This is a genomic window from Cyanobium sp. Maggiore-St4-Cus (genome assembly GCF_024345615.1).
In the GTDB taxonomy this organism is placed as follows: Bacteria; Cyanobacteriota; Cyanobacteriia; order PCC-6307; family Cyanobiaceae; genus Cyanobium_A; species Cyanobium_A usitatum.
Window position 1 is genome coordinate 73304 of the sequence record NZ_JAGQBL010000009.1, and the last position, 14546, is coordinate 87849.

The 14546-nt window shown below is 60.1% G+C and carries 18 protein-coding genes; 5 read left to right on the forward strand and 13 right to left on the reverse strand.

The window, feature by feature from the left end; genetic code table 11:
- The first annotated feature begins 17 nt into the window (after positions 1-17).
- The gene (gene rdgB, locus KBY99_RS09895) at positions 18-611 is read left to right on the forward strand and encodes an RdgB/HAM1 family non-canonical purine NTP pyrophosphatase (RefSeq protein WP_254998878.1); all 594 of its coding nucleotides are present in this window, start codon (positions 18-20) and stop codon (positions 609-611) included.
- On the opposite strand, the gene KBY99_RS09900 is transcribed toward rdgB, so the two are convergent.
- The 12 genes from KBY99_RS09900 to KBY99_RS09955 form a co-directional block, all read right to left on the reverse strand.
- Positions 612-2135 (reverse strand): carotenoid oxygenase family protein, encoded by a 1524-nt coding sequence (locus KBY99_RS09900; protein WP_254998879.1) that lies wholly within the window; start codon positions 2133-2135, stop codon positions 612-614.
- Positions 2132-3880: an ABC transporter ATP-binding protein gene (locus KBY99_RS09905; protein WP_254998881.1), complete on the reverse strand. Its 1749-nt coding sequence runs from the start codon at positions 3878-3880 to the stop codon at positions 2132-2134. The genes KBY99_RS09900 and KBY99_RS09905 overlap by 4 nt, the downstream gene beginning before the upstream one ends.
- Positions 3877-5010: a lipid-A-disaccharide synthase gene (lpxB, locus tag KBY99_RS09910; protein WP_254998882.1), complete on the reverse strand. Its 1134-nt coding sequence runs from the start codon at positions 5008-5010 to the stop codon at positions 3877-3879. Before lpxB ends, KBY99_RS09905 begins: the two co-directional genes overlap by 4 nt.
- The gene (gene lpxK / locus KBY99_RS09915; protein ID WP_254998884.1) at positions 5003-6022 is read right to left on the reverse strand and encodes a tetraacyldisaccharide 4'-kinase; all 1020 of its coding nucleotides are present in this window, start codon (positions 6020-6022) and stop codon (positions 5003-5005) included. The genes lpxB and lpxK overlap by 8 nt, the downstream gene beginning before the upstream one ends.
- A gap of 60 nt (positions 6023-6082) precedes the next feature.
- Positions 6083-7351: a 3-deoxy-D-manno-octulosonic acid transferase gene (locus tag KBY99_RS09920; protein WP_254998885.1), complete on the reverse strand. Its 1269-nt coding sequence runs from the start codon at positions 7349-7351 to the stop codon at positions 6083-6085.
- Complete coding sequence (locus tag KBY99_RS09925) at positions 7348-8004, reverse strand: lysophospholipid acyltransferase family protein (protein WP_254998886.1); 657 nt, start codon at positions 8002-8004, stop codon at positions 7348-7350. The genes KBY99_RS09920 and KBY99_RS09925 overlap by 4 nt, the downstream gene beginning before the upstream one ends.
- 82 nt (positions 8005-8086) lie before the next feature.
- Complete coding sequence (locus KBY99_RS09930) at positions 8087-8287, reverse strand: photosystem II reaction center protein J (RefSeq protein ID WP_094559112.1); 201 nt, start codon at positions 8285-8287, stop codon at positions 8087-8089.
- Between the two features lie 30 nt (positions 8288-8317).
- Entirely contained in the window at positions 8318-8437 is a 120-nt protein-coding gene (locus KBY99_RS09935; RefSeq protein ID WP_094559111.1) for a photosystem II reaction center protein L, read from the reverse strand.
- Between the two features lie 21 nt (positions 8438-8458).
- Positions 8459-8596: a cytochrome b559 subunit beta gene (psbF, locus tag KBY99_RS09940; RefSeq protein ID WP_106632249.1), complete on the reverse strand. Its 138-nt coding sequence runs from the start codon at positions 8594-8596 to the stop codon at positions 8459-8461.
- 3 nt (positions 8597-8599) lie between these two features.
- Complete coding sequence (gene psbE / locus KBY99_RS09945) at positions 8600-8848, reverse strand: cytochrome b559 subunit alpha (protein WP_106632248.1); 249 nt, start codon at positions 8846-8848, stop codon at positions 8600-8602.
- A gap of 110 nt (positions 8849-8958) precedes the next feature.
- Positions 8959-9981 (reverse strand): photosynthesis system II assembly factor Ycf48, encoded by a 1023-nt coding sequence (locus KBY99_RS09950; protein ID WP_254998887.1) that lies wholly within the window; start codon positions 9979-9981, stop codon positions 8959-8961.
- Positions 9981-10454, reverse strand: a complete 474-nt coding sequence (locus tag KBY99_RS09955) for a rubredoxin (RefSeq protein ID WP_254998889.1) — start codon at positions 10452-10454, stop codon at positions 9981-9983. The genes KBY99_RS09950 and KBY99_RS09955 overlap by 1 nt, the downstream gene beginning before the upstream one ends.
- Positions 10455-10546: 92 nt before the next feature.
- On the opposite strand from KBY99_RS09955, the gene ndhC reads away from it, so the two are divergent.
- The 3 genes from ndhC to KBY99_RS09970 are packed head-to-tail and all read left to right on the forward strand — an operon-like array spanning position 10547 to position 12232.
- Positions 10547-10909 (forward strand): photosynthetic/respiratory NAD(P)H-quinone oxidoreductase subunit C, encoded by a 363-nt coding sequence (ndhC, locus tag KBY99_RS09960; RefSeq protein ID WP_106632246.1) that lies wholly within the window; start codon positions 10547-10549, stop codon positions 10907-10909.
- Positions 10910-10913: 4 nt separating this feature from the next.
- Positions 10914-11636 carry an NADH dehydrogenase subunit K gene (locus KBY99_RS09965; RefSeq protein ID WP_106632245.1) on the forward strand — a complete coding sequence of 241 codons (723 nt, stop codon included), beginning with the start codon at positions 10914-10916 and terminating at the stop codon, positions 11634-11636.
- A 20-nt stretch (positions 11637-11656) separates the two neighbouring features.
- Positions 11657-12232: an NAD(P)H-quinone oxidoreductase subunit J gene (locus KBY99_RS09970; RefSeq protein ID WP_254942045.1), complete on the forward strand. Its 576-nt coding sequence runs from the start codon at positions 11657-11659 to the stop codon at positions 12230-12232.
- Here KBY99_RS09970 and yvcK read toward each other — a convergent pair.
- The gene (gene yvcK, locus KBY99_RS09975; protein WP_254960410.1) at positions 12229-13560 is read right to left on the reverse strand and encodes a uridine diphosphate-N-acetylglucosamine-binding protein YvcK; all 1332 of its coding nucleotides are present in this window, start codon (positions 13558-13560) and stop codon (positions 12229-12231) included. The genes KBY99_RS09970 and yvcK overlap by 4 nt on opposite strands.
- Positions 13561-13784: 224 nt before the next feature.
- Here yvcK and KBY99_RS09980 point away from each other — a divergent pair, with 224 nt between their 5' ends.
- A complete protein-coding gene (locus KBY99_RS09980) occupies positions 13785-14543 on the forward strand; it encodes an ABC transporter ATP-binding protein (RefSeq protein ID WP_254998890.1) in 759 nt (252 codons plus the stop codon).
- The last annotated feature ends 3 nt before the right edge of the window (positions 14544-14546 follow it).

Consider the following 14546-nt stretch of genomic DNA (forward strand, 5'->3'; position numbering starts at 1 on the left):
CCATGCACACAACAGATATGGTCTGCTCACCCGTCACCAAGCTGGTGATCGCCAGCGGCAATGCCGGCAAGGTGCGCGAGTTCCAGCACCTGCTGGCCGGACTCAACCTGGCAATTGAGGCCCAGCCCGATGGCTTGGAGGTGGAGGAAACCGGCAGCACCTTTGCCGAGAACGCGCGCCTCAAAGCGGTGGCCGTGGCCAGCGCCACCGGCTGCTGGGCCCTGGCCGATGACTCAGGGCTGAGTGTGCATGCCTTAGCCGGCGCGCCAGGCGTGCACTCAGCCCGCTACGCAAGCAGCGACGCAGCCCGTATCGCCAGGCTGCTGCAAGAACTGGAGGGCGCTACCGACCGCAGCGCCGAGTTCTGCGCCGCCCTGGCGGTGGCCGATCCGAGCGGCAGCGTGCGGCTGGAGGTGGAGGGCCGCTGCGCCGGACTCATCCGGCCAACACCGCGGGGTAGTGGGGGCTTCGGCTACGACCCCGTGTTTTTTGTGCCGCACACAGGACTCACCTACGCCGAGATGGACAAAGGCCTCAAAAGCGAGATCGGCCACAGAGGCCGGGCTTTTGCGCAGCTGGAGCCCCAGCTGCGCTCCCTGCTGGGCAGCTGATCAGGCAGTCGCAGACCAACTGCCGTGCAGCCCATAGGGAATGGCCAGGGGAAGCTCGAGCACGGCTTGCTCTGTCAAATCGGCAGCGTTGAGGATCACCAGATCCGTGGCGCAGCGAGCCCCGTTCCAAACCGGCACCAACACCCAGCCACTATCTTCTGCGGCCCCTTCTTCGGGTGAGCCATCAGTTAGGCGGGGAACCATCACCGGTTCGGTGACAAAACCGCGAGGTGCCGCACTCCACACCAGGCGTTCGCCGGTCTGCAAGTCGAGCTTCTCAATCGCCTGGAGCGGATCATTACCCCGCTCCCGCTGCGCTACCGCCATCCAGGCGAAGCGCGCGTCTAGGCCCTGCTTTGCCGGATTAACCATGGCGAACTCACAGCAGCGCTGCTCCAACCACTCGCTCTGCACCGTGCCGCTGCGGGGGTCTATCCGGCAACGGCGCAACTGACCCTCAGGTATCGAGTCGAAATCAATTTCGCGGTAGTCAACCTCCGGGCCAATCGAAGGGAAATCGTCGTAATAAATCGAATCCACCACCACCTCGCCTGTGGCCGGATCCTCAAAGGCATTGAGGTGGTGGAAGACAAAGCCTTCAGGAGCAGGTAGCAGCAGCGGGCGGGCGCCAGCGTGATGACCCGGCTGGCGAGGCACCAACCAAAACTGGCCGTCCTCACCGGGCTTGGAAGCCAGGCATTGGGCCGCCCCCTTCTGGCCGAGCACAAACGGCAGAGGATTAAACGCCACAGCGTTCTGCAGAAACACAGCCCAGCTGGGTGTGATCGCAAAATCATGCAGGAAGGCAAAACCCTTGAAGCTGTGGCGACTGTCAGCCACCAGATCGCCGGCGCGCACACCATCTGGCTGGTCTGCGCTGGCAAATTCCATCAAGCGAATGGTGCTGGTGGGGCCCGCCTTGACACCGAAGGTGACCATGCGGGGCTCGCCGTGGTGACCTGGATCGAAGCGGGGGTGGGCGCTGAAAGCTTCGCCTGGCTTAAGCAGACCCTCCAGCCGCGAGAGCCCCCTGGTCTCGAGGGTGCGGGGATCAAGGGCGTGGGGCTCGGCCGCTTCCCAGAGCGCCAGCAGCTGGTCACCCAGCTGCACCACATGGGTGTTGGCGATGTTCTTGAGCCTCAGATCGAAGGCATTGGCGAGGGGCCCTCCAGGCTTCTGAGTGCCGAAGACCCCCCGGTAAACGAAGCGACCGGCCTGCTCCTCTGCCAGCCAGCCCTCGGTGCGCACAAAGCGGTTGGTGAGTCGGGCGTGCCCCCCTTCAAACCGGAAGGCGCTGATCATGCCGTCGCCATCAAATGGGTGATGAACCCACTGGCCACCCCGCTCGAGCCGGCCTGGCCCATTGCGGAACAAAGTGCCCTTGAGCTCAGCCGGGATCGTGCCACGCACGGGCTCTAAGGGAACGTCGCTTAGTTCAACACCGACGTTGCGAAAGGCGCTGGACCAATCGTGGCGCTCATAGGCGGGCTGAAAACCGGTGGGCTGAGAGGCGGCAACTGTCATCCTGGCGATCCCGCGTCAGCGTTTGCGAATTGTGTCGAAAATAGGTCGGCATAAGTGCCGCCGCGAGCCAGCAGGGTGGCGTGATTTCCCGACTCAACCACTCGGCCACCCGAAATCACACAAATGCAATCGGCATTAACGACAGTGGAGAGACGATGGGCCACCACCAAGGTGGTGCGGTCAGCCATCAATCGGTCTAGGGCTTCTTGCACCACCTGCTCAGAAGCTGAGTCGAGGGCAGAGGTGGCCTCGTCCAGAAACAGCAAGGGCGCATCCTTAATTAATGCGCGCGCAATTGCAATCCGCTGACGCTGGCCGCCAGAGAGCATCGTGCCATTTTCTCCAATAAGAGTGGCATAGCCCTCGGGCAGTTGAATAATGAAATCATGGGCATTCGCAGCCCTTGCAGCAGCCTCAATTTGGGGCGACGAAGCCGAAGACAAGCCATAGGCAATGTTGTTAGCAACAGTGTCATTAAAAAGAAATGTATTTTGATCAACAACTGAAATCAAGGAGCGCAACGATGCCAGAGAAAGCTGGCGAATATCAATGCCATCAATTGATATAACTCCTGAGCTGGGGTCGTAAAAGCGACACAATAAGTCAATTATGGTACTTTTACCGCCACCACTAGGCCCAACCAATGCGACAGTCCCGCTGCAAGGCAGCTCTAAAGATAAGTCATCGATAACCAGTTCATCGCCATAACCAAAACAGACATTCCTGGCCACAAGGCCTTCAGAAACACTGTTTAAGGACTGGGGGCTGGAAGCCTCAGGAGGCTCAGGCTTAGTATCGAGAATATTGAATAAATCACTGGCGGCAGAGACACCTTGCTGCAATATAGAATTAGATCTAGCAATCCCCTTAAAGGGCGCATAACAAAGATAGAGAGAGGTCAAAAAGGCAAAGAAGTTACCAGTGGTACGCGTGCCAGCAATTACGTTTTCACCGCCATATACTAAAACTGCACTAAAGCCAATCGCACCTATTACTTCCATTAATGGCTGATTGGCAAGCTTGGCCCGAGTTGTCTTCAAAGCAGCCTTTAAAACCGTTTGATTCTCTTGATCAAACCTCGACAACTCATAGGCCTGCATACCGAAGATCTTGACAACCCGCAAACCGACTACTGACTCCTGGAGGAATGAAGCCAACTTGGCCAGACTCAGCTGCCCTTTACTAGAGTGACGCCTGACTTTTTTAGAAGAATTAAGAATCGGCAATATCGCCAGCGGGAAAAGAATGAAAGCGATCAACGAAAGCAGCCAATCTTGATAAAAAGCTACGCAAACCAGAACTATCAGGGTCAGGGAATCTTTAAATATAGACGAAAAGCCGTCAACAATTCCACTCTTGACGAGTGAAACATCAGTGAGCACTCGAGACACCAACACGGTGGAGGAATTGCGATCCACGTAGGACTGGGGCAAATCCAATATTCGCTCAGCAAGTTGATGGCGCAAGTCAGCCGTAATTGACTGACCAACGGCCTCAGTCAGATAAGATCCTAGATATTGAGATACCGCCCTAAGCACTATCACCACAAGTATAACTACGGGCGCCAAATACAAACGACTTCGATCGCTCGAAGGCAAAATATCATCAAAAAGGTAGCGAATTACCAATGGCACAAAGCCGGTTGACGCGCCATACAGAAAATTAAAGAATAGGGCTAGAGAAAAGCCCGGCCACAAATGGCTGCGTCCATAAAAGGCCAGCCTTTGATAAATTTGTGTGCTCATTTAAGCAAGCCTACTAATTCATCGGCCGCTCGCCTGGATGCCCCAGGGGGGCCCATGGTTGCCTGCAACTCCTGCACAGATTGATTAAATAGGGCCCGATCATGGTTGAGGCTCCGCAGGGATCTCACAATTTTGTCAGCCGTCACGTGCCTCTGAACTAGCTCGGGAAACAACTGGCGCCCGAGAATAACATTGGGTAGGCCCATTGAGCGCTGGCCAATTACCAGCCTGGCAATCAAATAAGTAAGCCAGGAGAAGCGATAAAGAATCACATGGGGACAACCCAACAAGGCCGCCTCGAGGGTGGCTGTGCCAGAGGCGATCACACCAGCATCGGCAGCATGCAGCAGGTTATGGGCGTCGCCATCAACCAGGGGAACCGGCAGTGCCTCTCCACCATTCGCCTGCTCTAAATAGGAACGATCGATGGTGGGCGCCTTCAGTAAGACAACCTGCCAACCATCGAGTTTGAGCTGGTTGGCAGCTTTCAGCATGGCGGGCAACAGCATCCGCACCTCAGCCCTGCGGCTGCCAGGCATCAACACAAGCAAGGACTGCTCCAGAGATAACCCATGGCGAAGCCGCGTCTGCTCACGGGAGCAACTGACTTGGAGCTCATCTACTAGGGGATGGCCCACATAGCGAGCAAAGTCGCGGCCATGGGAATTAAAGATGGGCTCCTCAAACGGGAAAATTACTGCCAGGCGCTCAATTAGCCGCTCCATCTTTTTGGCCCTTCCCTGGCCCCAGGCCCAAACCTGGGGCGCAATGTAGAAAAACACAGGGATGCCGCGCTTCTTAGCCTCCTTAGCCACAAACATATTGAAGCCGGGATAGTCAACCAGCACCACCACATCCGGGCGATGGTTATCCATCTGATGCTTCAACAACTCCATCACGCGGTGGTGACGGCGAAGACTACCGATGATCTCCACCAAGCCAACCGCAGAAAGCACTCGCACGTCGGCCAGGATGTCGATGCCACAGGCGCGCAGTTGGTCACCGCCCACCCCTGCTATCTCTACCCCCGGCACTTGGCGCTGCAGCTCGCGCACCAAGAAGCCGCCATGGAGATCTCCCGACGCCTCACCTGCCACAAATAAAACCCGCCGCCGTCCCAGATCAACCATGGAACCGAAGTTTCGACAGAGCACAAAGACGCTGATCCAGCCAATTCAGTAAGGGCGCCAGACTGGCACTGTCCACCTGAAGCGGCACCAAGCTCACAACCTGGCGATAACGGTGGGGCAGGCGTTGACCATCCTTGACGGTGGTGACCAACCGTGCGCCATTGGCATGGGCCAAATCCAACAAACCCTTCAGGTCTGATTCAGCATAAACGTGGTGATCCGGGAAGGATTCCGTTGCCACCAGCTGGAGTCCGCAGGCCCGCAGAGCTGAAAAAAACTTCTCCGGCAAGCCGATACCGCAGAAGGCCACCAGACGCTCCTGCTGGAGCTGGGGCGGCGGCAGTAAACAGAAGCGCACGGCAAAGCGTGGCTTGTAGCTCGGCCAACCCACGGGAATAGGCGGCAACGGCTCATCAGGCTCTGCGCCGGTGAACACAAGCCCATCGGCCCGGGCCAATTGATCCATGGGCTCGCGTAGCGGGCCCGCCGGAAACACCAGACGGTTTCCAAGTCCGTGCTTTCGATCCAGCAGGGACAGGTCCAAATCACGGCCCAAACGCCAGTGCTGCAAACCATCGTCCAGCAAGATCACAGTGGCCCCAGCCGCCACTGCCAACGCCGCACTCTGGCAGCGGTTCGAGCCCACCCACGCCACACCCTCCCCGAGGCTTTGGGCGTACTCCAGGGCCTCATCCCCCACCTCCGCGCAGGAGCTGGTCGCAGAAACCAGGCACGAGTTTCGGCGCCGGGTGCCATAGCCACGCAGCAGCACCGCCACCCGCCAGCCGCGCTTCTCAAGGCCCTGGGCCAAGGCAATCCCCAGAGGGGTCTTGCCCGTTCCTCCCAGGGTGAGGTTGCCTATCGAGAGCACCGGCACCGAACAACGCCAAGGGCGAGTACCGCGCCGGTGCAATGTCACGGCGCAGCCATAAAGCCAGCCCAGTGGCCAGAGCAGCCAGACCTGCCAGCCACGGCGGCGCTGATACCAAAAACGCGGCGTAGTTAATGGCATTAGATCATTGGCATCTCATTAATTGCATCGAATCAGCGGCAGTGCATAAGCGGCACTTCTTTAGCGGCACTGCTTCAGCAGCAGTGAAGCAAGCAGCTGGGAGGGGCCGCGCAAGCGCAGGCCCTCCCCATGCCGCTGCGGCAATGGCTGAACCAGCAGGGGCAGGGCAGCCGCCAGAGCTGCTGCCACATCGGCGCACTGCTGGAGGCAGCCAGCCGCCAGCAACGGCTCCAGCAGGTCAGAAAAGTTGGCCATATCGGGGCCACAGAGCACGGGACGCCCCAGGGCCACGGGCTCCAGGGGGTTCTGGCCACCAAGGGCCCGGCCCTGCGGATAAAAACTACCCCCCATCACCACCACGGCCGCTGCGCTGATCCATGTGCCCATCTCGCCAATTACATCAGCCACAAGTACATCGGGGTCAGGAGCCAAGTCTCCGCCAGCCAGGTCACTCCAGAGCGCCGCCGACAGGCCCAGCTCCCGCGCCTGTGCAAGCACCTCCTGGGCCCGCTGGGGATGGCGCGGTGCCAACAGCAGTCCAAATGGACGCTGCGTCAGCTTGTTTTCCACCCAGGCTTCAAGCCATTGCCGTTCTTCACCGGCATGGCTGCTGGCCAGCAGCAGCACCGACCTGCCGGCAAACACCTGCTGCACCAGCTCAAGATGAACGCTATTGACCGGCGGCGGATCGGCATCGAGCTTGGTGGAGCCCAGGGCGCGCACATCGCGGGCCCCCAGACGCCGAAAACGCTCGGCATCGGCCTTGGACTGGGCCAGGCATACCTCCACCCGCGCCAGCAACCAGCCGGCATAAAAGGGGGACCGCCGATGCCGCAGGTAGGAGCGTTGGCTCATGCGGGCATTGATCAAATGCAGATGGGGCATCGCCTGCACCAGCTCAGGCCAGAGCTCCGCCTCCGCCAAAACCCCCAGACAGGGCCGCCAATAGCAGCGAAAGGGCAACAGGGCCAGCCAATGATCTACCGGCACGAATTGATGAATCGCAGCAGGCGGCAATACCCGGCTAGCCAGGGCGGCGGAGGTGCGTGTCACCGTTGTCACCAGCAGCACTGGCGCTCCAGCACCCTGATCCAGCGCTCGCAACACGGGCAACAGGCTGTTGAGTTCGCCCACACTGGCGGCGTGAAACCACAGCAGCGGACCAGCTGGGCGGCGGCGGCTGGGCCAGCCCAGGCGCTCCCCCAACCTGCGGGGATCCTCCTTGGCCTGGGCCAGGCGGACCAGCAACAAGACCAGCCAGAACGGGGTCAGGCCAAGGGAGAGCAGTCGATAGAGCCCCAGCAGCAACCAGGCCTTAGCGCGCTTCACGGGCACTCACCAGCCAGGCCGGCCCCATGGCGCAATCGCTCCGCCAGCAGCTCCTGGCTATCCACCAAGCCGTCGTGCAGCCGTAGCGGCTCGCCCAGCTGCACTACCACTCGCGACAGGGGCAAGGGCAACACCGACCGGTCCCAGGAGCGCAAGCGATAACTGCGGGAGCAGGAAACAGAAACCGGCACAATCGAGCAACCCGATTGCTGGGCAAGATGAATCACCCCACTTTTGACCAACTCAGCCGGACCCTTAGGCCCGTCTGGGGTGATGCAAACAGGCTGGCATTGCTGCAGAGCCCGGCGCAGTAAGTGATAGGCCTGCAGGCCACCACGGGTGGAAGAACCCTCCACCACCTCCAAACCGCGTAAGCGCACTGCCACGGCAACGATCTGGGCATCCCGATGGCTACTGAGCAGCACAGCCACCCGGCGCCGATCAAAGCGACGCAATAGGGGTATAAAAAAAGCGTGGCGATGCCAGAGGGCATAAATCACTGCGGCCCCCTGTTCCTGAACCAACCGATAGGTGGCGGGATGGGCCTGAATGCGGATCCGCGAGGTACGCACAAACAGCTCCCCGTAGCAATTGAGCGCAGCGCCGGCAAGGCTGGCCAGCAGTCGGTTATTGAGCAGGGTTCGTTTTTTCACCAAAACGGCCCATCAAAAAACCCTACAGACCTGCCGAAAACGGCAATCCTGCAGGGAATCACGAATCAGATCGGAAGCCAACTCAGGCGGAACCAACGCCCACGTATGAGCCGTAGAAAAACAGCCCAACAACAAAAATTACTGCCATACCGCCAGCTGTTGCGACCAGCCACAGGGGCAAAACCCCTTCGGTCCAGCGAGAGCGCCAAGCAACTGCAGGACGACCATCCGGCAGACGATCTGGAATCCGGCCATCAGGCAGGTTGGACTTCTTGCCGCTCATCGGGAGCTCTCCGGGTTACGTGAAGAGGGGTCAGTTAAAGAAATAGCTTGAAAAAAGGATGCCGATCGTGAAAACGAACAACAAGCCCAGAAACAAGCTGGTGCGGTTTAATTCAACCGGCAAATTATTGGGATTAGGAGAGCGTTGCATGGCTGACTAGCGATTACCGACTCAGCGGCGGACAAATTGCATAGCCGCAAGACATCCCAGGAAAAAGACCGTGGGAACGCCGAGGGCATGCACCGACAGCCACCGAACCGTGAAGATCGGATAGTTGCGGGGAGTGGTGGAAACAGGTGCTTGGGTCATGGCTTATTGCAAGCGCTGGTCAAGTTGGGTCTTGCCCTCGTAACGCCGACTCACCACTGGAGCTTTGCTCTCCTGAGCCTGAAAATAGGCGTCAGGGCGAGGGGTTCCAAAGGCGTCATAGGCCAAGCCCGTAGAAACGAACATGAAACCGGCCAAAAAGATGGCGGGAAGGGTAACCGCATGGATTACCCAGTAACGAATGCTCGTGATGATCTCGAAGAACGGGCGTTCTCCTGTCGAGCCGGCAGCCATAGCGACAAGCGTTCAGCTCATTGATCTTAAGGGTGAGCCGGGGGATGACGGGGCCGGAATGGCGCCTTGGTTACAGAAGTTGGCGACCGCAGCAGCTGGACGGAGCGGGATCAGCCCACCCAGCGCAGCAGGGATCCCCGTTCACCAAGCACGAAGCCCTTGCCATCTGGCTTAAAGCTGATGCGGGTGAAGTTGGAGGGCTGCTGGGCGCCCACCGGATCTTTCTGCCAGCTTTTGCCACCATCGCTGGACATCAACAAGGTGCCGCTGCCGCCGCCTGTCCAGATCGAGCCATCAGGAGCCCAGGCCATGTCGAGATAACCGAAGCCATTCGTGATCGGCACCACGGCCTTTCCCCACTCCTCAACGTTGCTGGCATCTGGGTTAAAGCGGATCTGGGCTCCACGGGCCAACATCCAGAGGGAGCCGTCGGGCTGGAAGCCCATCGACTGGAGCCGCTGGCTGCTCATGCGTTGGTGGGGCTGCCAGGTGCCATCCCCTGGCTTCCAAGTGGAGAAGAAATTGCCCAGTCCACTGACGCTTACATAACGACCATCTCCAAAGCGGCGCAGCTCCCGCACGGCCCCGGCAGCGTCATCCACATCTGCTTGCCAATTGGTGCCGCCATCACGGGTTTGATAGATCGCTCCCACATTGGTGGCCAGCTCGGCCTGATCTGGCCCCAAAGCCGTGATCAAGTACGGCTCACCTGGCAGCTTGGTATCCAGGAAAAGACGGCTCCAGTTTTGGCCGCCGTCCGTGGTGTGCAGCAACAAACCAGGCTGGCCGGCAATCCAGCCCTCATCGCCGCGGAAATCAAGGCTGATCAAACGGAAGTTTTCCTCTTCCGGCAGATCGAGGGCCCGCTCAGCCCAGCTGGCACCGCCATCGTTGGTTTCCAGTATCAACCTGTTGCTACCCACCAAGAAGCCGTGGCGGTCATCGGTGAAGGCCACATCCAGGGGATTGGCCTTTGTGGCCAAAGGCACTGCTTGCCAGGGGCTTGCGGCTGCCACAGGCAACCCGGTGGTGACACAGCCGGAGAGGCCAAAGCCCAGCCCAGCAACGAGCAGCAAGCTCACTAGGGGCCGCATTAGGGCCTGAAGCTTGCGGGACAGGGGAAGACTGGTCATCAGCGCAGGGAGTAGAGGGAGAGGAAGAAGGCAAAAGCCAAAGCGAAGCCCCCGAAGATCAAGACATTCTTCTGGCCTGGGGTGAGCTTGTTAACGCCCAACCCGAAGTTGAGGTTTTCTTCGAAGCCGCTGGGCTTGTTGCGTGGACCGATGTCCTTAAAGGCCCCCACCCGACTGCGGCAGACGGGGCAGCGGAAGCCGATCGGATCAAGCTGGCTAAATGGCGTGCCGGGGGCGATGGCCAGCTTGCGCACCCCCTCATCCGGGTCGTAGACGAAACCGCAGCTGCGGCATTCAAATCGGTGCGTTTCTGGATCCTCCACTGGATCAACTGAAGGATTAACAGATGGGTCAACCGACACCGCCTCTTCGGCTTGGGGGCCCGGCTCGGCCTCCATGACCTCGCTGGGTTCGCTGGGTTCGCTGGGTTCGCTGGCTACGGGCTGGGGCCCAGGCAGTTGATCAGAACTCATCCCTGGGCCTCAGGTGGTTCAGTCACTTTATCGGTGCCACCCCAGGGCCCGGGCGCAGATGCCAGACTAACCGGCAGGTTGGTATGGCTCGCATGTTCGTGCTCTCCGGCTACGACGCTTTTGTTGGCTTCCTGCTGATTTCAGCGGCGGTGCCAGTGCTGGCGTTGCTGGCCAACAAATTGCTGTCACCCCAGAGCCGCAAAGGCGAGCGCGAGCTCACCTACGAATCGGGCATGGAGCCGATTGGCGGCGCCTGGATTCAATTCAATATCCGCTACTACATGTTTGCCTTGGTCTTCGTCATCTTTGACGTGGAGACCGTCTTTCTTTACCCCTGGGCCGTGGCATTTCACCGCCTTGGCCTGCTGGCCTTTATCGAAGCCCTTATTTTCATCGCCATCCTGGTAGTGGCCCTTGCATACGCCTGGCGCAAAGGCGCCCTTGAGTGGAGCTGAACCCATGACCAACACACCCTCAATAGAAGCTTTAAAGGATCTGCGGGCGGCTAGCTGCAACCCGGTTGGCACGCCAACGATCACCTCGGATCTCTCCGAAAATGTCATCCTCACCACCCTGGATGACATTCACAACTGGGCGCGCCTCTCGAGTCTCTGGCCCCTGCTTTACGGCACCGCTTGCTGCTTCATCGAATTTGCCGCCCTGATTGGCTCCCGCTTCGATTTCGACCGCTTTGGTCTAGTGCCCCGCTCCAGTCCACGCCAGGCCGACCTGCTGATCGTGGCCGGCACCGTGACCATGAAAATGGCCCCTGCCCTGGTGCGTCTCTATGAGCAGATGCCTGAGCCGAAATATGTGATCGCCATGGGCGCTTGCACCATTACCGGCGGCATGTTTTCCGCCGATTCCACCACCGCCGTGCGGGGCGTGGACAAGTTGATACCCGTAGATCTCTACCTGCCCGGCTGCCCTCCTCGCCCGGAAGCAATCTTTGATGCGGTGATCAAACTGCGTAAAAAAGTTGGCAACGAAGCCTTGGTCGAGCGCGGCAATTTGCAGCAATCGCACCGCTATTGCACGGTCTCTCACCAGATGAAAGCGGTGGCCCCGATCGTGAATGGCCAATACTTAGCGGCCGAAACCCAAAGACAGGCCCTAGCCGCCGCCAGCTCCCTTCCCATGCCCGCACCAGCTGCGGCCATCCCTGCACCAGTCGAAGCCTGAGCACCTCCTCCACGCCTGCCATGCCTGACGCAATCCAAACCAACGCCGGCGACAACTCCAGCAGCACGGCGCTTGAAACCCCAGCTCCCGGCGCGGTTGGCAGCTGGCTTTCCAGCCAGGGTTTTGATCATCTTGCGCTTGGCTGCGACCATCTCGGCATCGAAATGATCGGCGTGGAAGCAGTGTTTCTGCCCGTAATAGCTACGGCCCTCAAAAGCCAAGGTTTCGATTACCTGCAATGCCAAGGGGGCTACGACGAAGGGGCAGGTGGCCGGTTGGTGAGCTTCTACCACCTGGTCAAGCTTGCAGCCCTTTCAGATCGCTGTACTGCTGGAGTGATGCCCCCAGGGGAAGCCCCTGAAGAAGTGCGCATCAAGGTATTTCTGGAGCGCGACGGCGATCTCACCATTCCCACTCTTTATGGCCTTTTCCGCGGTGCCGACTGGCAGGAGCGGGAAACCTTCGACATGTACGGCATTCAGTTTGCTGGCCACCCCCATCCCAAGAGGCTGTTGATGCCGGAAGACTGGAAAGGCTTTCCGATGCGCAAGGACTACGTGCAGCCCGATTTCTACGAAATGCAGGACGCCTACTAGGACGCGGAGCCGCTGCCACGCTGGTGATTACGGTAAAAACGCATCACCGCTAGGGCGACGCTGCGGGGATCATGGCGCAACGTGGCCGTAGGCCTAGCTCCTTGGAGCGGTGCCAACATCACTTCGTAGCCCTGGCGGCGCAGCTGGCGCGTATCACAGGCCACCGGCTCGGCGCCCTGGTGCCGGTAATGGTCAATCAAGGCGGAATCGCCCAGATCCTCCTGGGCGAGCACGGCGGTGAATAGTCGCTCCTCCACCCCGAGGCTGGCCAATTGGGCCTCAAGGGCCCGCAAATGTCCCTCTACATCGAGCCCATCGGTTTCGCCCGGCTGGGTCATCAGGTTGCAGATGTAAAGGCGCGGTGCCTTGCTGCGACGGATGGCCTGCACCAGCTCGGGTACGAGCAGGTTGGGCAGCAATGAGGTGTAAAGGCTGCCCGGGCCAAGCACGATCAAATCGGCATTTGCGATGGCCTCCAGGGCTCGGGGTAGGGCCGGAGGTCGCTCTGGCGTGCAGCCCAGCCGCACGATTGGGCTGGAGGCGTGGCCAATCTTCGACTCGCCTTCGATCCGTTCGCCGTTCTCAAGCTCAGCCCACAAACGCACGTCAGCGTTGGTGGCGGGCACCACCTGCCCCTGCACCGCCAACACCCTGCTGCTGGCGGTGATGGCCGATTCGAGATTGCCAGTGATCGCCGTGAGGGCTGAAAGGAATAAGTTGCCGAAGCTGTGGCCCTCCAGACCGCTGCCGGCCTTGAAGCGGTATTGGAACAACCGGGTCAGCAGGGGTTCCTCCCGAGCCAGGGCCGCCAGGCAGTTGCGGATGTCGCCGGGTGGTTGCACGCCCAGCTCCCGCCGCAGCACCCCGCTGCTGCCGCCGTCATCAGCAACCGTAACGATGGCCGTGAGATTGCTGCTGTAGCGCTTTAGTCCACTGAGCAGGGTGGAAAGGCCGGTGCCGCCGCCAATGGCGACGATGCTTGGGCCGCGGTTGAGGCGCCCCTGAGCCAGCAGGGCATCCACTAACAATGTGTCCTTTTCCGGGGCCAAAGCCTGCTGAATGGAACCGAAACTGCGGCTCTGGCCCAGCCAGATCAGCACAGCTCCAACGAGCAACACCAACGGCCCCGTGAACTTGCGAGGCAACACCCCGGTGACCTGAGCCAGCAGCCATTGAATACTGGAGAGCATCCAGTAGATCGGCTGCAAATCGGCCCACACCGCGGCGCCGAGCAGGGCCACCAATAAGCCCAACCCGGAGGTGAGCACCCAGCGCTTCACCACCAGACCTGGCTGCAACCAGCGGGCCGCTCGCCGGGAGCGACTCATCAGGTCCTTGCGGCGCAGATCTCCGCGGCCCAGCCAACCCGGTTTCGGCAGCGGTCGGCGGGAGCGCCGCAATCGAGAAACCGGAGCGGAGGAGCGCAAAGGGCGGGGGAGGACGCTGCCTCAATTGGCTGAACTTTAAGGAGTGCCATCGGCACCGCAAACAGCCAGGATGGAAACTTCTTCATAGGCTCCCTCTGGCTTCCTCAGCACCACCGCTGGCCGCAATGGAGAACCTCAGCGTGCGCTGGGGCAGCCGCTGCATCCTTAACCAGGTAAATCTGCAGATCGCCGCCGGCGAGCGCCTAGTGGTGGTTGGGCCTTCCGGAGCGGGCAAGTCAACCATCCTGCGTCTGCTGGCAGGACTGCAGCTGCCCAGCAGCGGCAGCTTGAGTCTCCATGGCATCCCTCAGACCTATTTGCGCCTAGATCAGCGTCAGCCTCAGGACGTACGACTGGTGTTTCAGAACCCGGCACTACTTGGCTCCTTAACCGTGCGTGAAAACGTCGGCTTCCTGCTCTATCGCCATGGCCGGCTAGCTGAACGAGAGATACGAGAGCGAGTGGGCGCAGCACTGCATGCGGTGGGGCTGCAAGGCATCGAGGAGCAAATGCCTGCGGAGCTCAGCGGCGGCATGCAGAAGCGGGTCAGCTTTGCCCGGGCCCTAATCGACGACCCGGCCAAGCCAAATGAACAGATGCCCCTGCTGCTGTTCGACGAACCCACGGCCGGCCTGGATCCGATTGCTTGTACCCGAATCGAAGATCTAATCGTGCGCACCACGGAAGTAGCTCGGGCCACCTCTGTGGTGGTGAGCCATGTGCACAGCACCATCGAACGCTCTGCGGAACGGGTTGTGCTGCTGTACGACGGCCAATTCCGCTGGAGCGGCACGGTTGGGGAATACCGCAGCTGCAGCGATCCCTACGTGGTGCAGTTCAGGAGCGGTAGTCTGCGCGGACCGATGCAACCTGCGGAGCTCTGAATC